This is a genomic window from Streptomyces vinaceus (assembly GCF_008704935.1).
Classification (GTDB): Bacteria; Actinomycetota; Actinomycetes; order Streptomycetales; family Streptomycetaceae; genus Streptomyces; species Streptomyces vinaceus.
Genome location: NZ_CP023692.1, coordinates 1237324 through 1260006, shown reverse-complemented (window position 1 = coordinate 1260006; position 22683 = coordinate 1237324). Strand labels below are relative to the sequence as shown.

Below are 22683 nucleotides of genomic sequence, written 5' to 3'. Positions count from 1 at the left end.
TGTCCGGACCGCCCCGATCACGAGATATCTTGATGTCGAGCAATGTTGCAGACGAGAGACGCAGACTGTGGAGCGGAGCATCCGGTGACTGACTCGACCATCATCTACACGCACACTGACGAGGCCCCGGCCCTCGCGACGTATTCCTTCCTGCCTGTGATCCAGGCCTACGCGTCGACGGCCGGTGTGAATGTCGAGACCCGTGACATCTCCCTGGCCGGTCGGATCATCGCCAGCTTCCCCGAGCACCTGGAAGAGGGCCAGCGGATCGCCGATGCCCTCGCCGAGCTCGGCGAGCTGGCGAAGACGCCGGAAGCGAACATCATCAAGCTGCCCAACATCTCGGCCTCGATCCCGCAGCTGAAGGCCGCGGTCGCCGAGCTCCAGGGCCAGGGCTACGCGCTTCCGGACTACCCGGACGACCCGAAGACCGACGAGGAGCGCGAGATCCGCGCGCGCTACGACAAGGTCAAGGGCAGCGCCGTCAACCCGGTCCTGCGCGAGGGCAACTCCGACCGCCGCGCCCCCGCCTCGGTCAAGAACTACGCCAAGGCCCACCCGCACCGCATGGGCGCCTGGACCCCCGAGTCGAAGACGAACGTCGCGACCATGGGCGCCGAGGACTTCCGCTCCACCGAGAAGTCCGCGGTCATCACCGAGGCCGGCACGCTCCGCATCGAGCACGTCGCCGCCGACGGCACCACGACCGTCCTGCGCGAGTCCGTACCCGTCCTCGCCGGTGAGGTCGTGGACGCGTCCGTCCTGCACGTCGACGCGCTGCGCACCTTCCTGAACGACCAGATCGAGCGCGCCAAGGCCGAGAACGTCCTGTTCTCCGTGCACCTCAAGGCCACGATGATGAAGGTCTCCGACCCGATCATCTTCGGCCACGTGGTCCGCGCCTTCTTCCCGAAGACCTTCGCCCGCTACGGCGAGACCCTGGCCGCCGCCGGCCTGTCCCCGAACGACGGCCTCGGCACCATCCTGAACGGCCTGGGCGCGCTGCCCGACGCCGACGCGATCAAGGCCTCCTTCGACGCCGAGATCGCCGAGGGCCCGGCCCTCGCGATGGTCGACTCGGACAAGGGCATCACCAACCTGCACGTCCCGTCCGACGTCATCGTCGACGCCTCCATGCCGGCCATGATCCGCACCTCCGGCCACATGTGGGGCCCGGACGGCAACGAGGCCGACACCCTGGCCGTCCTCCCGGACAGCAGCTACGCGGGCGTCTACCAGGTCGTCATCGACGACTGCCGCGCGCACGGCGCCTTCGACCCGTCCACCATGGGCTCGGTGCCGAACGTCGGCCTCATGGCCCAGAAGGCCGAGGAGTACGGCAGCCACGACAAGACCTTCGAGATCGCCGCCGCGGGCACCGTCCGCGTCGTCGACGCCGAGGGCAAGGCCGTCCTGGAGCAGCAGGTCGCCAAGGGCGACATCTTCCGCGCCTGCCAGACCAAGGACGCCCCGATCCAGGACTGGGTCAAGCTCGCCGTCACCCGCGCCCGCGCCACCGGCGTCCCGGCCGTCTTCTGGCTGGACGAGGGCCGCGCGCACGACGCGCAGCTGATCGCCAAGGTCAAGACGTACCTCGCCGAGCACGACACCGAGGGTCTGACCATCGAGATCCTCTCCCCGGTCGAGGCCACCAAGTACTCCCTGGAGCGCATCCGCCGCGGCGAGGACACCATCTCGGTGACCGGCAACGTGCTGCGCGACTACCTGACCGACCTCTTCCCGATCCTGGAGCTGGGCACCAGCGCCAAGATGCTGTCGGTCGTCCCGCTCATGAACGGCGGCGGCCTCTTCGAGACCGGCGCCGGCGGCTCCGCCCCGAAGCACGTCCAGCAGCTGGTCAAGGAGAACTACCTGCGCTGGGACTCCCTCGGTGAGTTCCTCGCGCTGGCCGTCTCCTTCGAGCACCTCGCGACCACCACCGGCAACGCCCGCGCCCAGGTGCTGGCCGACACCCTGGACCGCGCGACCGGCACCTTCCTCAACGAGGACAAGTCGCCGAGCCGCAAGCTGGGCGGCATCGACAACCGCGGCAGCCACTTCTACCTCGCCCTGTACTGGGCGCAGGAGCTGTCGCGCCAGACCGACGACCCGAAGCTGGCCGCGGCGTTCCACCCGCTCGCCAAGACCCTGACCGAGTCCGAGGAGAAGATCGTCGGCGAGCTCGTCGCCGTCCAGGGCTCCCCGGCCGAGATCGGCGGGTACTACCAGCCCGACGCCGCGAAGGCCGCGGCGGTCATGCGGCCGTCCGCGACCTTCAACCAGGCGATCGCCACCCTCGCCTGAGGTCCGGTCGTCCTGATCGATTCCGCCCCGGTCGGCAGCCGCCGACCGGGGCGGACCCGTACCCGCGCTCGTACGGCCGGGGGCGGACCGTTCCGGGGTCTGCGGCCCCCTGCCCCTCGCCCCCTGCCCCTCGCCCCCTGCTCAGAGCCGGTGGACGCGTTCCCCCTCGAAGGCCAGCGGTGACCGGCCCGAGGCCAGGATGCGCAGCCCGGGGGCCGCGGTGAGCAGGCGCCGCAGCCAGGCCAGCGCCTCCGGCGCGAGGTGCTCGGCGCCGTCCAGGACCAGGAGCATGTCCCGCTCCGCGAGCCAGGAGACGGCGTCCGCCGTCCCGTACGGCAGGAACGGCATGCCCGGTACGCAGCCCAGGGCGGCCGTCAGCTCGCGCACACCGAAGGGCCGGCCGATCGCGACGACGGCCGCGCCGTCGCAGAAGTTGGACGAGAGCCGCCCGGCGATCTCCCGCACCAGCCGGCTCCGCGGCTCCCGGAACCGCCCCGTGACCGTCAGCACCCGTCCCCGCCGGACGACGGTCAGCAGCCGGGACAGTTCGTCGGACGTCGCCGGCAGCGTGCCGGTCCGGCCTGCATCCCTCATCGGCACGATGCCCCCCATTGCATGCGTGTCCCATGCGCGGCCAAGGGTTCATTCGAGCCGCGTAGCGATGATTATGCGCCAGTTCTGCCGGATGGCTAGGGGAATGTCGCATTCCGGATAAGTTGTACACGCGGCGCACTTTTGTCCATTCGGCCAGGTGGGGGACGTCCGGCGGGCGCACACCGGCCTCCTGTGGTCGGATGCTGATCATGGGTCACGACCACGGAGCTCCCTCGGCGGCCGCCGGGACCGTCAGCGGGACGTTCCGAGCCCGCCTGCTCTGGACCATCGGCATCAGCGCCACGATCACCCTGATCCAGGTCGTCGGCTCCCTCCTCTCCGGCAGCCTCGCCCTCCTCGCCGACGCCGCGCACAGCCTCACCGACGCCGTCGGGGTCTCCCTCGCGCTCGGCGCGGTCACCCTCGCCCAGCGCGCCCCGACCCCGCGCCGCACCTTCGGCTTCTACCGGGTCGAGATCTTCTCCGCCGTCCTGAACGCACTGCTCCTCCTCGCGATCTTCGTCTGGGTCCTCTACACCGCGATCCGCCGCTTCAGCGAACCCGTCGAGGTCAAGGGCGGGCTGATGCTGGGCGTGGCCGTCGTGGGCCTGGCCGCCAACGGCGTCGGCCTGTGGCTGCTGCGCGACGCCAAGGAGCACAGCCTCAACCTGCGCGGCGCCTACCTCGAAGTGCTCGGCGACGCCCTCGGCTCCGTCGCCGTCATCGTCGGCGGCCTGGTCATCCTGCTCACCGGGTGGGAGGCCGCCGACCCCATCGCCTCCATCGTCATCGGCCTGCTCATCGTCCCCCGCGCGTACGGACTGCTGCGCGAGGCCACCCACGTCCTGCTGGAGGCCACCCCGCAGGACATGGACCTGGCCGACGTACGCGGGCACCTCCTGGAGCAGCCCGGGGTACTGGCCGTGCACGACCTGCACGCCTGGACGGTCACCTCCGGCATGCCCGTGCTCACCGCCCACGTCGTGGTGGCGGAAGAGACCCTGCGCGGCGAGGAGCACGGCAAGCTGCTCGCCCGGCTCCAGGCCTGCGTCGGCGAGCACTTCGACGTGGCCCACTCCACCCTCCAGCTGGAACCGCAGGGCCACGCCGAGGACGAACGGGCCCTGCACACGTAGCGCCGGCGCCCTCAGGCCCACCCGGCCCGGTGCGGAGCCCGGGGCAGCGCACCGGGCAAGGCCGCGACGACCGCCCCGGTCCGCCGCGCGTGGTGCCGCTTCAGGTCCTCCTCCCGGTAGCGCCCGGTCCGCGCGTGCCAGGTCGCGATCGCGGCCATCCACTGCTTGAGCTCCTCCGCGTACCGGTCCAGGGCGCGGCGCGCCGCCGCGTCCAGGGCGAAGTCCCGGTACATGGCGGGGAACTCGTCGGCCAGCACGTGCTCGAACTGCTTCATCCGCGCGGTCATCAGATCGCCCACGACCCCGAGCGCCGTCCGGTAGTCGCAGCCGAAGAAGGTCTCGGTGACGACCAGGATGTTGAGCAGCTCGCCCTCGTACTCCACCTCCTTCTGGTACGAGTACACGTCGTTCATCAGCCCCGAGTAGTCGAAGGCGGCCGCCTCCAGCGACTGCATCGCCGCACTCCCGTACACGGCCTCCGGTACGACGTCCATGTGCGCCATCCGGGCCAGCGAGGCCGTCATCGGCGAGCCGAAGGTCACCCGGCGCATCTCCAGGTAGTCCACCGGATCGGGCACCCGGTGGGCCGCCTGGTTCTCCACCTCCCACAGCCAGCCGTCGAGCACCGAGTCCATCGCCGCCCGGAACATGCGCCGCCCGGCCGGGGCCATCGGGGTGATGGTGCGCAGCCACACGTCGGCGAGCCCGCGCTCCAGCGCGTTCACCGGCGCGGGGGTGGGCGCCCCCGGCTCCGGCGGCATCAGCGCCCGCAGCCGGGCGTCCTGGGCCCTGGCCCCGGCCAGGTCGCGGGTGGCGCCGAAGCGGAGCGGATAGAGGTCGTCCGCGTACGTGCCCCAGCTCAGCCAGGCCGCGCTGACGTCCAGGTCCTCGGCCGAGGCCTTCGGGTCGATGCCCGCCGAGCACAGGGCGAAGTCGTAGTCGACCGCCTTCTCCTCCCACCACAGGCCCTCGTCGAACATCCCCATCGCCCGGTTCCACTCCACCAGCCGCCCCCGCGCCCCCTCCAGGTGCGGGTTCAGGCGCGTCGGGAACGGCAGGTGGAAGTCCGGGATCACCGAGGGTCCCACCGGGTGGGGAACGTGGGTGTGCCGCCGGCGGCGGTCCGCACCGCCGGTGGTCCCGAGCAGTGCCTTGAGGGCGCAGACAGCGCCGCCCAGCCCCGGAGGACCGGAGGGCAGGCCGGCCCGGCGGTTCATGTAACGGCTGGAGCGCAGGTGCCACTCGTGGCCGCCGGACTGCCAGTCCTGGAGCCCGCGGGCGTACGTGAGCACCGCCGCGACCTCCTCCGGGGCCAGGCCGGTCCGTACGAACATCGGCGGCAGCTCGGCGAAGAAGGTGTGCTCGAACTGCTGGAGCCGCGAGGTCAGCAGCCGGTTCAGCTGGTCGGCGGCCTCCTGGGTGGTGCAGCCGAAGAACGTCTCCAGCACCAGCACCCCGTTGCTGAGTTCGCCCTCCTGGCCGACCTCGCGCTCGTACGAGAACAGGTCGTTGCGGAAATGCACCGAGTCGGCGAAGCAGTCGCGCAGCACGCGCAGCGGCCGCTCGGCGGAGACGGCGGCGGGCACCTCGGCGCCGACCGCGTGCTCGACGAGCCCCGCCGACCAGGGCGCGCCGCCCACCTTGCGGCGCTGTTCCACGTACTCGACGGGATTGGCGACCCGGCCGATGCTGATGTTGTCGAGCTCCCACAGGGACTCCACGAGGAGATTGCGGGTGCTGAGCGAGAAGCGGGCGATCCAGTCCGGCGAATGGCCGGGGACGGTACGGGCCCACAGGTCGGCGAGCCCCGCCTCGACCGGGTTCCCGGGCTCGGGGGCCCGCGCCGCCCCGCCCGGCGGGGGCACGGATCCGGGCATGAACAGCGCCAGGCGGTCCAGCGCCGTGCGCCCGCCCTCCCGGTCCCCGCGCCGCTTGAAGACCTCCAGGAACCAGTCGTCGAAGAAGAACACCCACACGTACCAGTCGGTGACCAGCGAGAGCGTCGCGGCATCGCATTCGGGGTGCGTGTAGGCGCACAGCAGCGCGTAGTCGTGGGCCTCCAGGTCGGAGCGGTCCCAGACGCCGGAGCCCTCCAGCATGCCCAGGGAGCGGGCCCAGTCGAGGGCGTGGGCGCGGGCGGGGGCCAGGTGGGGGTTGAGGCGCGCGGGGTGCGGGACGTAGAACTCGGGCAGTTCGAAGGGCTGGGTGCTTGCGGTGCTGCTCATACGGGCGCCGCCCTCAGTCCTCGAAGCGGGAGATCTCTACGTTCTCCAGCACCCCGACGGCGTCGGGAACCAGGATCGCCGCCGAGTAGTAGGCGGTGACCAGGTAGGAGACGATCGCCTGTTCGTTGATGCCCATGAACCGCACGGACAGCCCCGGCTGGTACTCGTCCGGCAGGCCCGGCTGGTGCAGTCCGATCACCCCTTCGTTGTCCTCGCCGGTGCGCATGACCAGGATCGAGCTGGTCCGCTCCTTCGTGATCGGGATCTTGTTGCAGGGCAGCAGCGGCACCCCCCGCCAGGCGGGCATCATGTGCCCCTGGAACTCGACGGAGGCCGGGTACAGGCCGCGCCGGCTGCACTCGCGGCCGAACGCGGCGATCGTGCGCGGGTGCGCGAGGAAGTACTGGGAGCCGCGCCGCCGGCTGAGCAGGTCGTCCAGGTCGTCGGGGGTGGGCGGGCCGGTGCGGGCGTAGATCCGCTGCTCGTACTCGGCGTTGTGCAGCAGCCCGAACTCCGGGTGGTTGACCAGCTCGCTCTCCTGGCGCTCCTTGAGGGCCTCGATGGTCAGGCGCAGCTGCTGTTCCGACTGGTTCATCGGCTGGTTGTAGAGGTCGGCCACGCGGGTGTGCACGCGCAGCACGGTCTGGGCGACGCTCAGTTCGTACTCGCGGGGGCTCAGGTCGTAGTCGACGTAGGTGCCGGGCAGCATGACCTCGCCGGTGTGGCCGGCCGACACGTCCACGGCCTCGCTGCCCTTGCGGCCGACCCGCTCCGCCTCCAGATAGGCCTCGGCGTGCCGGCGCAGGGCGGGGGAGCGGGTCAGGGCCTCGTCCCAGTTGCCGCGGTTGTACGTCATGGTCACCACGTCGGTCTGGGCCCGGGCGGTGAACTCCCAGCGGGCGTCGGGCAGCGGGTGGTGGCCGAAGTGGTCGCCGTCGCTGAGGACGCCGAGGCTCGCCTCCTCACCGTACGCGCTCTCGCCGAGCCGCTCGATGCGGCCGTGGGCGATCAGGTAGATCTTGTCCACGGGCTCGCCGCGGCGGACGATCACGTCGCCCTTGCGGAACTCCTCCTTGACGAACCGGTCCGCGATCGACTTGACGACCGCGTCGTCGGGGAAGTGCCGCAGCATACCGAGTTCGCGCAGCATGGGCGGGATGACCCGCAGTTCGGAGCCGGTCTTGACGAAGCTGATGCGCCCGTCGCCGAGGGTGTAGCTGACCGTGCGGTTGACCCGGTACGTGCCGCCGCTGGTCTGGACCCACGGCAGGATCCTCAGCAGCCAGCGGGAGCTGATGCCCTGCATCTGCGGGGCGGACTTGGTGGTCGTCGCCAGGTTCCGCGCCGCGTCGGTGCTGAGGCTCTGGCGGGAGGAGCGGCTCTGCTGTGCGGCGGCGCTGTCTTCGGTCGTCGGGTCGACAGGCATGACGGAACGTCCTCTCGGTCGGTCTTCCTTGGTCGGCCGGTCCTGCGGGCTCCGGATGCGGCGCGGCTCGCGGTCGCGTGCGTCGCGCACGCCGCGTACGGGGGTGATCGGAAGGAGTGGCCCCGCTTGTACGTGATCCGCGTGCTCCCGCACGCCACGGACACCCGGTGTGACCGGGGGCCACCGTGTGCACACGTCTTAGTTAGAGGCAGGGCGGCCCCACCGGGTACACGGGCCCCCGTCCCACCCTGTTGAATCTCCGACCGTGTTGAAGCGCTGGACACACGTACGAGTTGGGCGGTTCCGGATGGCCAAGCGAGACCCCAACGGACGACTGCGCACCCTCCTGGCCGAAGCCCGCTGGAGCGGGCAGGACTTCGCACGGGCCGTCAACGGCGTCGCAGCCGAGGCCGGCCTCACCCTGAGCTACGACCGGACCTCCGTCTCCCACTGGCTCGCGGGCACCAAGCCGCCCGCGCACGTCGTCGCCCTGGCCGCCGAGGCCCTGAGCCTGCGCACCCGGCGCCGGATCGCCGCCGCCGACACCGGACTGGCCCGCCCGTCCGCCGCCGCGCGGACCGAAGGCGGGCAGGCCGACGCCGGACCGGACTTCGGGGTCGGCGCACTGGGCGAGATCCCGGTGTACTCCAGCGCCTGGCGCCCGCCGCAGGAACCACCGCAGGACCCGGAAAGGGCCGGCGTACGGACCGGGCGGCGCGGTGGGGCACGGATCGGGCTGGACCACGTACGGGCCGCCGAGGCGGTGCTCCCGGTCTTCCGCAACAGCGACATGATGTTCGGCAGCGGCCTGGCCCGGCCCGCCCTCACCGCGTACCTGGCCACCACCGTCGCCCCGTGGCTGCGGGCCGACGCGCCGCCCTCCGTACGCCACCGGCTGCTGGGCGCCACCTCCCGGCTGGCCTACACGGCCGCCTTCCTGTGCTTCGACGGCAACCAGCACGGCGTGGCGCAGGCCTACTACCGGGCGGCGCTGCGGCTGGGCCGGGAGGCCGGCGATCCGCAGTGCCACGCGCCCGTGCTGCGGGCCATGAGCGTGCAGGCCCACCACCTCGGCCACCGCACGCAGGCGCTGGAGCTCGCGCAGGCGGCGGCGCGGGAGGCCGGGCGGCTGCCGACGCTCCAAGCGGCTTTCGTCACGGGCCAGTTGGCGGTGGCGGAGGCCGCCTGCGGGGACCGGCGGGCCGCGATCGCCCATCTGGCGGGCGCCCAGAAGCTGTTGGAGCGCTCGGAGGGGCAGAGCGCTCCGATCGGCGACTACCACCAGGCCGCGCTGTGCCACCAGGAGGCGGAGGCGCTGGCCGCGCTGGGCGACGGCCCGGGGGCCATCGCCGCGCTCGGCGCCTCCCTGCGCCACCGGCCGCCCGCCGAGCGGCGGGCCCGGGCCGTCACGGCGGCCCGGCTCGCCGAACTCCATCTGGGCCAGGGCCATCTGGAGCGGGCCTGCGCCGCCTGGCACGAGGTCCTGGACGCCGTACCGCAGCTGGAATCGGCCCGGGTGACGGACGCGCTGCGCCGGATGCGGGGGAGGCTGCGGGCGGTCCGCGCCAGCGGCGTCGTACGGCCGCTGCTGGAGCGGGTCGCCGCGGGGACGTGACGGAGCCCCTGCTCGTACATCCGTGCAGAGCTTCAACCGCGCGGGATTTTCAACAGGGCCGCCGCTCCGGCGGGTACCCCGACGCCGGGCCCGCGACGCACTGTCGTGCCATGTCCCTTCCCTCGGCCGCTCCCGTTCCCTCCCGTGCGGCGCTGCTGGCCCGGCTGCGCGGGGGGCCGGGCGGACCCGGCACCAGCACCCTGCGCATCCGGCCCGCCCCGCCGCCCGCCGCCCCGCCGCCGGCCGCCCCGCCGCCGCCGGCCCCGGCTGCCGGTCCGGCCCCCGGTCCGGTCTCCGTACGGGCCCCCGCCCCGGCGCCCGCCGTCCCCGAGCTGTACTGCCCGCCCCCGCAGCGCGACGATCCGGCCCTCGCGGAGGTGGTCGAGGACCGGCTCCTCGCCTGGGCCGAGCAGACCGGGATCTACGCAGGCCGCCCGGCCGACGTACGGGCCCTGTCGCTCGGCCGCTACACCATGCTCACGTACGCCCACGTCGAGGACCCGGACCGGCTGCTCGCGCCCGCCAAGTGCACCCTCGCCCAGTGGGCCACCGACGACTACTACTGCGACGACGAGAGCGCCGGCGCCGTCCCCCTGCGGATCGCCACCCACCTGTCCCAGGCCCTGGCCGCCATCGACCCGGCCCACCTCCCCGCCGCCTACGCGCCCCTGCTGGAGCGGGCCATGTGCGCCGACCCGGTCCTCGTCGCGCTGCGCTCCAGCACCGAGCACCTCTCCCGGTACGCCACCGGCTCCCAGCTCACCCGCTACCGGCACGAGATGGCCGCGCTGTTCTCCGGCTACACCGCCGAGGCGGGCTGGCGGGTCGCCGGACGCACCCCGCCCGTCTGGGAGTTCCTCGCCGTCCGCCAGGACAACAGCTTCATCCCGGCCATGGTGATGCTCGACCCGGCGGGCGGCTACGAGCTCCCGGTCGAGGCGTACGCCGACCCGCGCGTGCGGGGCGCGGTCCTCAAGGCCGCCTCCGCCAGCGTCATCGTCAACGACCTCTACTCCATGCACCGCGAGGACGAGAGCGCCGCCGTCAACTACAACCTGCCCGCCCTGATCGAGGCCGAGGAAGGCTGCTCGCGCGCCGAGGCCGTGCGCCGCTCGGCCGACCTCCACGACGAGCTCGTCCACGCCTTCGAAGAGGAGTCGGCCCTCCTCGCCGCGGCCGGGTTCCCGCCGCTGGTCCGCTTCCTGGCCGACGTATGGGCCTGGCTCGGCGGAAACCTCGAATGGCACCGCACCACCGCCCGCTACCACCCGGCGGGGCGGGCCCCGGCCCCGGACGGCACCCCGACGCACGGAGGGATCCCGGCATGACCACCCCCGAAGCCACCACCCCCGAGGACGGGGCCGCGGCCCGGCAGGCCGCCCTCAGCACCGCGGCCGCCCGCAATCTCGCGACCACCACCAAGTCCGTCCCGCAGATGCAGGGCATCAGCTCCCGCTGGCTGACCCGCGTCCTGCCCTGGGTCGACGTCAGCGCCGGCACCTACCGCGTCAACCGGCGCCTGAGCCACGCCGTGGGCCGGGGCAGGGTCTCCTTCGTCCAGAGCGGCGCCGACGACGTGCGGATCCTCGCGCCCACCCTCGGCGAACTCCCCACCCTCAAGGGCTTCCCGGACCCGGAGGTCTTCGAGGACCTCGCCGCGCGCTTCGTCCCACGCGACCTGCGCGCAGGCGACACCCTGGTCGAGGAGGGCGCGCCCGTGGAGGAGGTGTTCGTCATCGCCCACGGCCGCCTGGAGAAGCGGGCCCTGGGCAAGTACGGGGCGACGGAAGTCCTCGGCGTCGTCGCCGACGGGGACCAGCTGGGCGACGACGCCCTCGGCCGCCCCGAACCGCGCTGGGGCTACACCGTACGGGCCGCCACCGCCGGCACCGTGATGGTGCTGCGCTGGCGCGCCTTCCAGGAGGTCCTGGAGCGCTCCGCGGCCCTGCGCGCGCACCTGGAACGGTACGTGGACAACGGCCGCCGCCCCGTCAACCGGCGCGGCGAGGCCGACATCGAGCTCGCCTCCGGCCACGCCGGCGAAGCGCTGCTGCCCGGCACCTTCGTCGACTACGACCTCCGCCCGCGCGAGTACGAACTCTCCCTCGCCCAGACCGTCCTGCAGATCCACACCCGCGTCGCCGACCTGTACAACGACCCCATGAACCAGTTCGAGCAGCAACTACGGCTCACCGTCGAGGCATTGCGCGAACGCCAGGAGTGGGAGCTGGTCAACAACCGGGAGTTCGGGCTGCTCCACAACGCCGCGTACGACCAGCGCGTCAACACCTGGTCCGGGCCCCCGACCCCCGACGACCTCGACGAACTGGTCACCATGCGCCGCGGTACGAAGGTGCTGCTCGCCCACCCCAAGGCCATCGCCGCCTTCTTCCGCGAATGCAACAAGCGCGGCCTCGTGCCCGACACCGCCGAGGTGCAGGGGAAGTCCGTGCCCGCCTGGCGCGGGATCCCACTGCTGCCCTGCGGCAAGATCCCGGTCGTCGGCGGCCACACCAGCTCGATCCTCGCGCTGCGCACCGGGGAGGAGCAGGAGGGGGTCATCGGCCTGCGCCCGAGCGCGATCCCCGAGGAGTACGAACCCGGCCTGAACGTCCGCTACATGGGGATCGACCAGCGCTCGATCATGTCGTACCTGGTCAGCGTCTACTACTCGGCGGCCGTCCTGGTCCCCGACGCCCTCGGGATCCTGGAGAACGTGGACATCGCGGCGCCGCGCACCTGACGGTTGTCCGGTGGCCGCCGATCGGCTGTACTGCTCTGCAGTCCCGTACCCGGGGCGCCGTGCAGGGGAGGGCACCCACGATGAGTTCACACCGACGCCGCCGTCCGGGCTTGCGGAGCCGGCCGCTGCTGACCCTCCTGGCCGCCGCCTTCCTGCTCGCCGGCGCCTGCGCCGCCGCGGGCCTCGCCTGGAACCCGTTCACGGCCGACGCCCGCCAGGGCGCCGCGTCCGCCCCCGTCATCGGCACGCCCTGGGCCGCCGGGCCCGGCACGGGTACGGGAAGCCCGTCGCCCGGCGCCGGCGAAGGGGCCCCGACCGCACCCGGCCCGAGCCCGGGCGGTACCGTCCGGGGCGCGGGCGACCCGGGGGACTCCGGCTCGGGCCGGTCCCCCGGAGCCCTGCCGTTCGACCTGCCCGGGCCGGCCGCCCTGCGCACCGGCGAAGCGGGCAGGAAGCTGGTGTTCGCGCACTACTTCACCCCGTACCCCCTCTCGCTGGACAACGAGAGCGCCGACGCCGACTACTACGCCCGCAACTACCTGAACCCGGCCGGGGAGAACGGCAAGCACGAGCGGTACGGCGGCCTGCTGCGCGACCGGCCGCTGCCCGTCCCGCCCAAGCCCGGAAACTGGGAACGCGCCAACCTGGAGCAGGAGGTGCGCACCGCCCGCGCCGCGGGCCTGGACGGGTTCACCCTCGACATGCTCTCCCTGTCGGGGCCGAACCGGGACCGCGCCCAGCTCCTGATGGAGGCCGCCCACGCCGTCGACCCCGCCTTCAAGATCATGCTGATGCCGGACATGACCTCCCTGAACACCGACGACCCCGGTGTGCTCGCCGACGCCGTCGCGGCCCTGGGCAAGACCCCGGCCGCGCACCGCCTCGGCGACGGCCGGCTGGTCGTCTCCCCGTTCAAGGCCGAGGCGAAGAGCGTCGCCTGGTGGACGCAGGTCCTCGACCTCCTCAGGACCCGGCACGGGATCCGCACCGCCTTCGTCCCGACGTTCCTCGACTACGACGCCAACAGCGCGCGGTTCGCGCCGATCAGCCACGGCTTCTCCGAGTGGGGCAGCCGCAGTTACGTCGGCCAGGAGAGCGCCACCCGCGACGTACAGCGGGCCCATGGCATGGGCAAGATCTGGATGCAGCCCGTCTCGGTCCAGGACGCCCGCCCCAACCAGGGCGTCTACGACGAGGCCGGCAACACCGCCACCCTGCGCTCCACCTGGACGCACGCCATCGACGACGGCGCCGACTGGGTGCAGCTCACCACGTGGAACGACTACTCGGAGGGCAGCCAGTTCGCGCCCTCGCTGCACAACGGGTACACCTACCTGGACCTCTCCTCGTACTACCTGACCAAGTTCAAGACGGGCAGCTGGCCGAAGATCGTCCGCGACACGCTCTACGTCTGCGCCCGCACCCAGTTCGCCTCCGCCGATCCCACCGGGCCCCAGTCGCTGGTGATGTCCCTGCGCAAGGGCAGCGCCGCGCCCCGCGACACCGTGGAGGTGCTCAGCTTCCTCACGGCCCCGGCGACGGTCCGCACCCAGGTCGGCGGGGCCCGGGACGCGCACGAGGCCCCGGCCGGCATCCACTCCGAACTGCTCCCGCTGCGCCCGGGCACCAGCTCGGCGGCGGTGGTACGCGGCGGGAAGGCCGGCACGGAGGTGGAACTTCCCTACGCGGCGGACCGTACGGTGCAGGTCCAAGACCTCCAGTACTACGCCGTCACCAGCGGGCGGGACTAGGGGCCCGCGCCCCGGGCGGCAGCCGCCCTCTTCCCCCGTGTGCGCGGCCGCGCACCGGCCGGTACCGTCGAAGGGGTCGAAAGGGGGCGGTACAGGAACGGGGCCGTATGGCGAAGCACCGTTTGCACCGTTTCAGCGCGGCGGCCGCCGCCGGCCTGGTCTGTCTCGCGGCGTTCGGCGGGACACCGGGCAGCGCCGCGGCGCGGTTCGAGCCCGGCCCCTGCCCCAAGACGCCCGAGCCGATCGAGGCGCTGAGCACGGCACGGTGCGGCTACCTCCAGGTCCCCGAGAACCGCTCCCGCCCGGGCGGCAGGACCATCGAGCTCGCGGTGGCGGTCATCCCCGCGGTCAAGCCCGCGAAGCCCCCGCGGGACCCCGTGGTGTTCATGGCCGGCGGCCCCGGAGCCGACACCTTCGACGACATCCCGTTCCTCGTCGCATCCGGCCTGAACAAGGAGCGCGACCTGATCGTCATGGCCCAGCGCGGCAACCTCTACGACCGGCCGAACCTGGCCTGCCCGGAGGTCGACCGGTTCAACGCGCGGGCCGTGGGCCTGGGCTACGACGCACAGCGGGCGAAGCAGATCATGCTGAAGGCGGTGACCGACTGCCGGGCCCGCCTCGTGGCCCAGGGCATCGACCTGGACGCCTACAACAGCACCGAGAACGCCGCCGACTTCGCCGATCTGCGCACGGCGCTGCACCTCCCCCGCTGGAACGTGTACGGCTACTCCTACGGCACCAACCTGGCCCTCACGTACCTGCGCCTGCACCCCGAGGGAATCCGCGCGGTCGCGATCGACTCGGTCGCCCCCTCCCAGTTCGTGACCCTGCCGTGGACGTGGGGGAGCACCGCCGAGGGCATCCGCACCATCTTCGCGGCCTGCGCCGCGCAGCCCGCCTGCAAGGACCGCTACCCGGACCTCCCCGGCATGCTGACGGAGCAGGTGCGCAAACTGGAGGCGCACCCGCTGACCCTGGACGTGACCCCGCAGGGCGGCGGGAAGCCGGTCAAGACGGTCCTCGACGGGGGCGCCCTGCTGAACCTGATCGTCGCCTTCACCCCCCGGCCCAAGGACCTTCCGGCCGCCCTCGACGAACTCAGCCGCGGAAATCCGCAGCGCTTCGCCCAGGCCCGCGCGGCCGGCTCGGTCCAGAAGGTCGGCGAGTTCGCCCACGGCCTGACGAACTCGATCGCGTGCGCCGAGTGGGCTCCCGGATACTCGGAGTCCGACGTGCTGAAGGCGGGCCGGAAGGCCTACCCGGCATGGCCGGACACGGTCCTGGCCCAGGCCCCGCAGCTGCCCTTCCAGTACCCGGTGTGCGGGGTCTGGAACGTCGCGGACCGCGCGGAGGTCCAGCGCGTGGCCACGGTCAGCGCGGTGCCGGCCCTCGTCGTCTCCGGGACGTTCGACGTCAAGACCGGGGCGAGCTGGGCGAAGGGCGTGGCCCGCAACCTGTCCCGCTCGACCTCCGTCGTGGTCCCCGGAATCGGCCACTGGGTGGTCCCGCAGTCGCCGTGCGCGCAGCGCGTGCTGGCCTCGTTCTTCGCCCGTCCGACCGCTCCCGACACCTCGTGCGTGGCGGGTCTTGAGCCCGCACCGTTCACGATCGTCCCGAAATGACCGGGAGGGCAGATGACTTTCCCCCACGCGCCCCGACACCGCCGCACCGTACGGCGGTTGCTCGCCCCCTCGGCCGCGGTGGCGACCGGGCTCCTCGTCACCGGGCTGCTCGCCGCCCCCGCCCGGGCGCAGTGGCGCACCGACACCGGCCCCACCCCCGGCGCGCCGCTCGGCACGACCGCCCGGACGGTGGGTGACGCCCGCTACGAGCCGGGCCCCTGCCCCAGGACGCCGGAACCGGTCGAGGCGCTGGAGGGAGCCCGCTGCGGAACGCTCACCGTGCCCGAGAACCGCGCGCGTCCCGGCGGCAGGAGGATCCGGCTCGGTGTCGCGATCGTGCCCGCCGCCACCGCCCACCCGAAGCCCGACCCCATCGTGTGGCTCGCGGGCGGGCCCGGGGACGATGCCGTCGGGGAGGCGAAGATGGCGATCGACGGCGGCCTCAACCGCGACCGCGACGTGATCTTCATGTCCCAGCGCGGTACGTACTCGGCCGAGCCGAACGTCCTGTGCCCGGGCATCGACGAGTTCAACGCACGCGCCCTCGGCCTCGCCCAGGACTCCCCGGCCACCGAACGCCTGCACGTCGAGGCCACCAAGGCCTGCCGCGACAAGCTGGCGGCCCGCGGGATCGACCTCGCCGCCTACAACGACACCGAGAGCGCCGCCGACTACGAGGCCCTGCGCGCCGCCCTGGGCGTCGAGCAGTGGAACCTGTACGGGATCTCCTACGGCACCCAGCTGGCGCTGGTCTACATGCGCCTGCACCCCGAAGGCCTGCGCTCGGTGGGCCTCGACGGCATCCTGGCGCCCTCCAAGGCCGGGTCCGCCGCGACCTGGAGCAGCGCCCGGCAGGGTTTCGACGGCCTCTTCAAAGCCTGCGCGGACCAGCCGGCCTGCAACAAGCGCTATCCGAACCTTTCGGCCACCTTCGACAAGCTCGTGCGCGAACTCCAGGCCAAGCCGGTCACCACCACCGTCACGGTCCCCGGCAGCGACAAGCCGGTCAAGGTCGTACTGGACGGCGCGGCCCTGGTGAACTGGATGACCTCCGCCACGCACGTGGCCCCCCAAGTACCCGTCGCCCTCGATGAACTGGCCCACGGAAAGCCCCAGCGGATCGCGCAGCAGTACGCCGGCGGCAAGCTCAGCCCGGCCGCCATGGGCCGGGTCGCGCACGGTCTCGTCTACGGAGTCTTCTGCAGCGAGTGGATCCCGTACGAGAGCCGGGCCGAGGCGCTCAAGGGCGGGCAGGAAGCCTTCCCCTCCTTCCCCCGCTCGATCCAGGAGCACGCCCCGCAGCTGGCCTTCCTCCGTCCCGACTGCGACGTCTGGAACGTCCCCGCGGCGGCGCGCTCGATCCGGGACGCCACCCGCGGCGACATCCCCACCCTCGCCCTCTCGGGCGGCTTCGACTCCCAGACCGGCGCGGACAACGGGCCGTACGTCGCCCGGACGCTGAGCAAGGCCAAGGTCGTCACGGTCCCCTACGAGCCGCACGTGGTGTTCGCCACCTCGAAGTGCGCCCAGGAGATCGCCGTCTCGTTCTTCGACGATCCGGCCGCCCCCGGGACCGCATGCCTCAAGAGCCTCAAGGCACCGCGGTTCGAGACCGGACCCTGACCGCGCCGAACGCCGAACGCCGAACGCCGACCGCCGACCGCCGACCGCCGACCGCCGGGCACCGAGCGCCGACCGCCGGGCACCGAGCGCCGAGCGGAGGACCCGGCCGGCGCGGCCCGTTCGGCCGGGGGCGCACTGGGCGGGCGCGGTGCGGCAGGCGATGATGCGGGGGACTGCCGCGCCGCACCCCGGAGGTCCCATGACCCAGCCCAAGCCGATACGCCCCGCCGGGCCGCCCGCCGAGTTCCCCGGCGGGCGCGCCCTGTTCCGGCTCGATCCCGCCGTCTCCCACCTCAACCACGGGTCGTTCGGCGCCGTGCCGGTCCCCGTGCAGGAGGCCCAGGCCGCCCTGCGCGAGGAGGCGCACGCCGATCCCGACGCCTTCTTCATCGACGCCCCCGACCGCATCGCCGCCGCCCGCGCCCGCGTGGCCCGGCATCTGGGCGCCGACCCCGACGGCATCGCCTTCATCGCCAACGCCACCGAGGGCGCCAATCTCGCCCTCGACGCCGTCCCCTTCGCCGACGGCGACGAGATCCTGGTCACCGACCACGGCTACGGCACGGTCGTGGCGGCCGCCGCCCGCCGCGCCCCGATCACCACCGTCGCCCTCGACCCGCACCTGCCCGACGAGGACGCCGTACGCGAGAGGGTGCTGGCCGGGCTGACGCCCCGTACCCGGGCCGTGGTGCTCGACCACATCAGCTCGCCCACCGCCCGGCTCATCGCCTCGCCGCGGCTGCTCGCCGAGCTCGCCGCACGCGGGATCACCACCCTGGTCGACGGGGCGCACGCCCCCGGCATGATCGCGGACCCGCTCGCCGGAGGCGCCGACTTCTGGTTCGGCAACCTGCACAAATGGGGGTACGCCCCCTCCGGCAGCGCCGTCCTCGCCGTCGCCCCCGCGCACCGCGGCCGGGTCCGGGCACTGGTCCCCTCCTGGGAGGACGCCCACGGGTTCCCCCGCTCCGTCGAGAACCGGGCCACCGCCGACTACACCGGCTGGCTCGCCGCCCCCGAGGGCCTGGACCTCCTCGACCGGCTCGACGCCGCCAAGGTACGGGCCCACAACGCCGCCCTCGCCGCCTACGGCGCGGCCCTGCTCGCCGAGGTCCCGGGACTGACCCCGCTCCCGCACACCGAGGGGCTCGCCATGCGCGCCCTGCGGCTGCCGCCCGGCACCGCCGAGACCCAGCCGCAGGCGAGCGCCCTGCGCGAGCGGATCGCGGCGGAGCTGGGCATCCGGGTGCTGATCTGGGCCTGGCCGGGCGGCGGCGGCATCCGCGTCTGCGGGCAGATCTACAACCGGCCCGAGGAGTACGAACGTCTCGCCGCCGCGCTCCCGGCCCACCTGTAGGTCCGGCCCGGTCCAGCCGGGTTCAGCCGCGGCGGAGCAGGTACGTGTCCATGATCCAGCCCTTGCGGGCGCGGGCCTCGGTGCGCAGCTCCTCGATCCGGCCGGCGACCTCCGCCAGCTTCCCCGAGACCAGGATCTCGTCCGGGGTGCCCACGTAGGCCCCCCAGTAGATGAAGAGGTCCTGGTCGAGGTGGGCCGTGAACGCGTGCCGCGCGTCCAGCATCACCACGACGTCGTCCACGTCCTGCGGCCAGCCCTCGGCGAGGCGCCGGCCGGTGGTGATCTGGACGGGCCGGCCGACCCGGTTCAGGTTGGTCCGGTGCCGGGCCAGCAGCGCGGAGACGCTGCTGATGCCGGGTACCACCTCGTGCTCGAACGCCACCCGGCCCCGTTCCAGCACCTCGTCGAGGATGGCGAGGGTGGAGTCGTACAGCGAGGGGTCGCCCCACACCAGGAACGCGCCGGTCTCGCCGTCCGCCAGGTCCTCGGCGACGAACCGCTCGAAGATCTCGGCCCGCGCGCTGCGCCAGCCGTCCACGGTCGGGGCGTAGTCGGCCGGGGTCCGGTCGCGATCCGGGTCGCGGCCCTCCACCAGCCGGTGGCCGGGGCGGGCGTGCGCGTCGAGCATCGCGCGCCGCAGCCCGGTCAGATCCGCCTTCTCCTCGCCCTTCTCCAGGATGAGGAATGCGTCCGCCGCGCCGATCGCCTTGACCGCCTGGAGGGTCAGGTGGTCCGGGTCGCCCGCGCCTATGCCGATCACTGAGAACTTCTTCACGCCGCTATTCTGCCCGTCATGCGTGCCGCCTTGTTCGTCACCTGCGTCAACGACGCGCTGTACCCCCGCACCGGCATCGCCGTCGTACGGCTGCTGGAGCGGCTCGGCGTGGCCGTGGACTTCCCGGCGGCCCAGAGCTGCTGCGGCCAGCCGCAGTACAACTCCGGCTACCGGCGCGAGAGCGAGCCGCTGCTGCGGCGCACCGCCGAGGCCTTCGCCGGTTATCCGTACGTGGTCACCCCGTCGGGTTCCTGCGCCGCGATGGTCCGCTGCCATTACCCGCGCATCGGCCGCGCGGCGGAGCGCGAGGGGCGCGGTCCCGGGCTGTCGGCCCTGGCCGAGGAACTCGTACCGCGCGTGTACGAGCTGACCGAGTTCCTGGTGGACGTCCTCGGGGTGACCGACGTGGGCGCGTACTTCCCCCACACCGTCACCTACCACCCCTCCTGCCACGGCCTGCGGGGCCTGGGGCTGGGCGAGCGCCCCCGGCGGCTGCTCTCCGCCGTCAGGGGGCTGGACCTCGTCGAACTGCCGGGGGCGCAGGAGTGCTGCGGTTTCGGCGGCACCTTCGCGGTGAAGAACCCGGACGTGTCCGCGGCCATGGGCACCGACAAGGCGGCCAGTGCGGTGGGGACGGGCGCGGAGGTGCTCTGCGGGGCCGACAACTCCTGCCTGGCCCACCTCGACGGGATCCTGCGCCGCCGGGGAGCGGACACGCGGACGCTGCACCTCGCCGAGATCCTGGCCTCGACGGAGGAGGAACCGCTGACATGAGCGGCACGTTCATGGGCATGCCGGGCATGCCGGGCATGCCGGGCATGCCGGAGCGTTCAGACCGTCCAGACGCTCCAGAGCTTCCAGCCACTCCAGCCCTTCCAGACTTTCCGGCTTTCCCGGATGCGGCCCGGCAGGCCGTGGGGGACCCGGTGCTCCGCGCCAACCTCCGCCGCGCCACCCACACCATCCGCGACAAACGGGCCCGGGCCGTCGCCGAGCTGGCCGACTGGGACCGGCTGCGCGCGGCGGGCAAGGCGATCAAGGACCACACGCTCCGCCACCTCGACCGGTACCTCGTCCAGCTGGAGGAGGCGGTCACGGCCGCGGGCGGCACCGTCCACTGGGCGGCCGACGCCGACGAGGCCAACCGGATCGTCACCGGGCTGGTGCTGGCGACGGGCCACCGGGAGGTGGTCAAGGTCAAGTCCATGGCCACCCAGGAGATCGGCCTCAACGAGGCCCTCGAAGCGGCCGGGATCGCCGCGTACGAGACGGACCTGGCCGAGCTCATCGTCCAGCTCGGCCACGACCGGCCCTCGCACATCCTGGTCCCGGCCATCCATCGCAACCGGGCCGAGATCCGGGAGATCTTCGCGGCGGAGATGGGCCGCCGGGGCCGCCCCGCGCCCGAAGGTCTCGGCGACGACCCGCGCGAGCTCGCCGAGGCCGCCCGCCTCCACCTGCGCGAGAAGTTCCTGCGGGCGAAGGTCGCGGTCTCCGGCGCCAACTTCATGGTCGCCGAGACGGGCACGATGGTCGTCTTCGAGTCCGAGGGCAACGGCCGGATGTGCCTCACGCTGCCCGAGACACTCATCTCGGTGGTCGGCATCGAGAAGGTGGTGCCGACCTTCCGGGACCTGGAGGTCTTCCTCCAGACGCTGCCGCGCTCGTCCACCGCCGAGCGGATGAACCCGTACACGACGATGTGGACCGGACTGGGTCCTTCGAGAGGGGCGGACGACGACGGCCCCTCCGCCTTCCACCTCGTCCTGCTCGACAACGGCCGCACCGACACCCTCGCCGACGAGGTCGGCCGCCAGGCCCTGCGCTGCATCCGCTGCTCCGCCTGCCTGAACGTCTGCCCGGTGTACGAGCGCGCCGGCGGCCACGCGTACGGCTCCGTCTACCCGGGGCCGATCGGCGCCGTCCTCAGCCCCCAACTGCGGGGCACCGGGAGCGCGATCGACGCCTCGCTGCCGTACGCGTCCACCCTGTGCGGGGCCTGCTACGAGGTCTGCCCCGTCGCCATCGACATCCCGGAGGTCCTGGTCCACCTGCGCGAGCGGGTGGCCCAGGGCGGTCCGGTGACCCGGGAAGGCATCCGCGTACGGATCCGCCCCGCCCGGGGCCACACCGCCGAACGGGCCGCGATGCGGGCCGCCCGGCTGCTCCTGGACCGGCCCGGCGCGCTGCGCGCGGGGGAGCGGCTGCTGGCCCGGGCCCGGCGGCTGCGGCCGCGCCGGCTGCCGGGGCCCGGACGGGCGTGGACGGACAGCCGCGAGCTGCCGCAGCTCCCGGCGCAGTCGTTCCGCGACTGGTGGGCGCGGGAGCGGGGGGACCGGGCATGAGCAGCAGGGACCGCGTCCTGGGCCGGATCCGGCGGGCGACGGCGGGGTACGGGGCCGCCCCCGAGCCGGCCGTCCCCCGCGACTACCTCCGCGTCCACGGCGTCCGCACCCCGGCCGGGACGGCCGACCTCCTCGCCGCGCACCTCGCGGAGTACCGGGCGCGGGTCCACCGTACGGACGGCGACGGCATCGCCGCGCTGCTCGCCCGGCTGCTGGCCGAGCGCGGCGCCCGTACGGTCCTCGTCCCGCCCGGGCTGCCCCCGTACTGGCTCGCGGAGGCGCGGGCCACCCGTGTCGAGGACCGGCCGGGGTCGGATCCGTACGAACTGGACGCGGTGGACAGTGTGGTGACCGGGTGCGCCCTGGCCATCGCCGAGACCGGCACGATCGTCCTCGACGCCGGCCCCGGTCAGGGGCGGCGCCGCATCACGCTGATCCCGGACCACCACGTCTGCGTGGTCCGGGTCCCGGACCAGGTGGTGGACTCGGTCCCGCAGGCCCTGCCCCTGCTGGACCCCGCGCGGCCGCTGACCTGGATCTCCGGACCCTCCGCGACCAGCGACATCGAGCTCGACCGGGTGGAGGGCGTGCACGGCCCGCGCACCCTGGAGGTGGTCCTGCTGGCCGGACGAGCACAATGAGTGCCATGTCCGCATACATCGCGCTCACCACTCTCCTCGTCCGCGACTACGACGAGGCCATCGACTTCTACACCCGCGCCCTCGGCTTCACCCTCGTCGAGGACACCGCGCGCCCTGGGGGTTCCCGCTGGGTGGTGGTCCGCCCGGACGGCGCCACCGAGGCGGCCCTGCTGCTGGCCCTCGCCAAGGACGACGAGCAGCGCTCCCGGGTCGGGGACCAGACGGGCGGCCGGGTCGGCTTCTTCCTGTACACCGACGACTTCAAGCGGGACCACACCCGGATGACGGCGGAGGGCGTCCGCTTCCTGGAGGAGCCGCGCCACGAGGCGTACGGCTCGGTGGCGGTCTTCGAGGACCTCTACGGAAACCGCTGGGACCTCCTCGAACCGGCGTAGCCGTGCGACCGGGCCCGGCGACCGGGGGACCGGCCCCGGACCGGCGACCGGGGAACCGCCCCCGGACCGGCGACCCCAGGGGCGCCTTCGGGTCGGTGGCTCGGGATCGGTGCCTTCGAGCCGGCGAC

17 protein-coding genes are annotated in these 22683 nt (G+C 73.2%); 13 read left to right on the top strand and 4 right to left on the bottom strand.

Annotated features, from left to right (window positions below):
* Positions 1-84: 84 nt before the first annotated feature.
* Positions 85-2304, top strand: a complete 2220-nt coding sequence (locus CP980_RS05620; protein ID WP_132759539.1) for an NADP-dependent isocitrate dehydrogenase — start codon at positions 85-87, stop codon at positions 2302-2304.
* A gap of 141 nt (positions 2305-2445) precedes the next feature.
* Here the strand turns inward: CP980_RS05620 and CP980_RS05615 are convergent, their stop codons facing one another.
* Positions 2446-2898, bottom strand: coding sequence for a hypothetical protein (locus CP980_RS05615; RefSeq protein WP_132759540.1), 453 nt, complete (start codon positions 2896-2898; stop codon positions 2446-2448).
* Between the two features lie 200 nt (positions 2899-3098).
* Here CP980_RS05615 and CP980_RS05610 point away from each other — a divergent pair, with 200 nt between their 5' ends.
* Positions 3099-4034 carry a cation diffusion facilitator family transporter gene (locus CP980_RS05610; RefSeq protein WP_150492819.1) on the top strand — a complete coding sequence of 312 codons (936 nt, stop codon included), beginning with the start codon at positions 3099-3101 and terminating at the stop codon, positions 4032-4034.
* A gap of 11 nt (positions 4035-4045) precedes the next feature.
* On the opposite strand, the gene CP980_RS05605 is transcribed toward CP980_RS05610, so the two are convergent.
* Complete coding sequence (locus CP980_RS05605) at positions 4046-6259, bottom strand: terpene synthase family protein (protein WP_189998364.1); 2214 nt, start codon at positions 6257-6259, stop codon at positions 4046-4048.
* 13 nt (positions 6260-6272) lie between these two features.
* Positions 6273-7685, bottom strand: a complete 1413-nt coding sequence (locus CP980_RS05600) for a family 2B encapsulin nanocompartment shell protein (protein WP_150492817.1) — start codon at positions 7683-7685, stop codon at positions 6273-6275.
* A 307-nt stretch (positions 7686-7992) separates the two neighbouring features.
* On the opposite strand from CP980_RS05600, the gene CP980_RS05595 reads away from it, so the two are divergent.
* The 7 genes from CP980_RS05595 (at position 7993) to CP980_RS05560 (ending at position 18399) form a co-directional block, all read left to right on the top strand.
* On the top strand, positions 7993-9300 hold the full coding sequence (locus CP980_RS05595; RefSeq protein ID WP_150492815.1) for an NsdA family TPR-like regulatory protein: 1308 nt from the start codon (positions 7993-7995) through the stop codon (positions 9298-9300).
* Positions 9301-9410: 110 nt separating this feature from the next.
* Positions 9411-10628: a family 2 encapsulin nanocompartment cargo protein terpene cyclase gene (locus CP980_RS05590; protein ID WP_189998367.1), complete on the top strand. Its 1218-nt coding sequence runs from the start codon at positions 9411-9413 to the stop codon at positions 10626-10628.
* Complete coding sequence (locus tag CP980_RS05585; RefSeq protein WP_150492813.1) at positions 10625-12043, top strand: family 2B encapsulin nanocompartment shell protein; 1419 nt, start codon at positions 10625-10627, stop codon at positions 12041-12043. The genes CP980_RS05590 and CP980_RS05585 overlap by 4 nt, the downstream gene beginning before the upstream one ends.
* A gap of 80 nt (positions 12044-12123) precedes the next feature.
* Positions 12124-13794, top strand: coding sequence for a glycoside hydrolase family 71 protein (locus CP980_RS05580; RefSeq protein ID WP_189998369.1), 1671 nt, complete (start codon positions 12124-12126; stop codon positions 13792-13794).
* Positions 13795-13901: 107 nt separating this feature from the next.
* Positions 13902-15419, top strand: a complete 1518-nt coding sequence (locus CP980_RS05575) for an alpha/beta fold hydrolase (RefSeq protein WP_150492811.1) — start codon at positions 13902-13904, stop codon at positions 15417-15419.
* Positions 15420-15431: 12 nt separating this feature from the next.
* A complete protein-coding gene (locus tag CP980_RS05570; RefSeq protein ID WP_150492809.1) occupies positions 15432-17042 on the top strand; it encodes an alpha/beta fold hydrolase in 1611 nt (536 codons plus the stop codon).
* Between the two features lie 199 nt (positions 17043-17241).
* On the top strand, positions 17242-18399 hold the full coding sequence (locus tag CP980_RS05560) for an aminotransferase class V-fold PLP-dependent enzyme (protein WP_150492807.1): 1158 nt from the start codon (positions 17242-17244) through the stop codon (positions 18397-18399).
* Between the two features lie 22 nt (positions 18400-18421).
* Here the strand turns inward: CP980_RS05560 and cobF are convergent, their stop codons facing one another.
* Positions 18422-19174, bottom strand: a complete 753-nt coding sequence (gene cobF / locus CP980_RS05555) for a precorrin-6A synthase (deacetylating) (RefSeq protein WP_099888650.1) — start codon at positions 19172-19174, stop codon at positions 18422-18424.
* A gap of 18 nt (positions 19175-19192) precedes the next feature.
* On the opposite strand from cobF, the gene CP980_RS05550 reads away from it, so the two are divergent.
* From CP980_RS05550 to CP980_RS05535, 4 genes are read left to right on the top strand one after another with little or no spacing between them, the layout of a single operon-like run.
* Positions 19193-19948 (top strand): (Fe-S)-binding protein, encoded by a 756-nt coding sequence (locus tag CP980_RS05550; protein WP_150492805.1) that lies wholly within the window; start codon positions 19193-19195, stop codon positions 19946-19948.
* Complete coding sequence (locus CP980_RS05545; RefSeq protein ID WP_189998370.1) at positions 19945-21519, top strand: lactate utilization protein B; 1575 nt, start codon at positions 19945-19947, stop codon at positions 21517-21519. Before CP980_RS05550 ends, CP980_RS05545 begins: the two co-directional genes overlap by 4 nt.
* The gene (locus CP980_RS05540; protein ID WP_150492803.1) at positions 21516-22160 is read left to right on the top strand and encodes a LutC/YkgG family protein; all 645 of its coding nucleotides are present in this window, start codon (positions 21516-21518) and stop codon (positions 22158-22160) included. The genes CP980_RS05545 and CP980_RS05540 overlap by 4 nt, the downstream gene beginning before the upstream one ends.
* A gap of 5 nt (positions 22161-22165) precedes the next feature.
* Positions 22166-22555: a VOC family protein gene (locus CP980_RS05535; protein ID WP_150492801.1), complete on the top strand. Its 390-nt coding sequence runs from the start codon at positions 22166-22168 to the stop codon at positions 22553-22555.
* Positions 22556-22683 lie beyond the last annotated feature (128 nt).

Excerpts from the sequence above, each read along its gene's own strand:
- CP980_RS05600 (WP_150492817.1), bottom strand. The coding sequence starts at position 7,685 with ATGCCTGTCGACCCGACGACCGAAGACAGCGCCGCCGCACAGCAGAGC.
- CP980_RS05545 (WP_189998370.1), top strand. The coding sequence starts at position 19,945 with ATGAGCGGCACGTTCATGGGCATGCCGGGCATGCCGGGCATGCCGGGC.
- CP980_RS05575 (WP_150492811.1), top strand. The coding sequence starts at position 13,902 with ATGGCGAAGCACCGTTTGCACCGTTTCAGCGCGGCGGCCGCCGCCGGC.
- CP980_RS05595 (WP_150492815.1), top strand. The coding sequence starts at position 7,993 with ATGGCCAAGCGAGACCCCAACGGACGACTGCGCACCCTCCTGGCCGAA.
- CP980_RS05585 (WP_150492813.1), top strand. The coding sequence starts at position 10,625 with ATGACCACCCCCGAAGCCACCACCCCCGAGGACGGGGCCGCGGCCCGG.
- CP980_RS05550 (WP_150492805.1), top strand. The coding sequence starts at position 19,193 with ATGCGTGCCGCCTTGTTCGTCACCTGCGTCAACGACGCGCTGTACCCC.
- CP980_RS05540 (WP_150492803.1), top strand. The coding sequence starts at position 21,516 with ATGAGCAGCAGGGACCGCGTCCTGGGCCGGATCCGGCGGGCGACGGCG.
- CP980_RS05570 (WP_150492809.1), top strand. The coding sequence starts at position 15,432 with ATGACTTTCCCCCACGCGCCCCGACACCGCCGCACCGTACGGCGGTTG.
- CP980_RS05605 (WP_189998364.1), bottom strand. The coding sequence starts at position 6,259 with ATGAGCAGCACCGCAAGCACCCAGCCCTTCGAACTGCCCGAGTTCTAC.
- CP980_RS05590 (WP_189998367.1), top strand. The coding sequence starts at position 9,411 with ATGTCCCTTCCCTCGGCCGCTCCCGTTCCCTCCCGTGCGGCGCTGCTG.
- CP980_RS05615 (WP_132759540.1), bottom strand. The coding sequence starts at position 2,898 with ATGAGGGATGCAGGCCGGACCGGCACGCTGCCGGCGACGTCCGACGAA.
- CP980_RS05560 (WP_150492807.1), top strand. The coding sequence starts at position 17,242 with ATGACCCAGCCCAAGCCGATACGCCCCGCCGGGCCGCCCGCCGAGTTC.
- CP980_RS05610 (WP_150492819.1), top strand. The coding sequence starts at position 3,099 with ATGCTGATCATGGGTCACGACCACGGAGCTCCCTCGGCGGCCGCCGGG.
- CP980_RS05580 (WP_189998369.1), top strand. The coding sequence starts at position 12,124 with ATGAGTTCACACCGACGCCGCCGTCCGGGCTTGCGGAGCCGGCCGCTG.
- CP980_RS05535 (WP_150492801.1), top strand. The coding sequence starts at position 22,166 with ATGTCCGCATACATCGCGCTCACCACTCTCCTCGTCCGCGACTACGAC.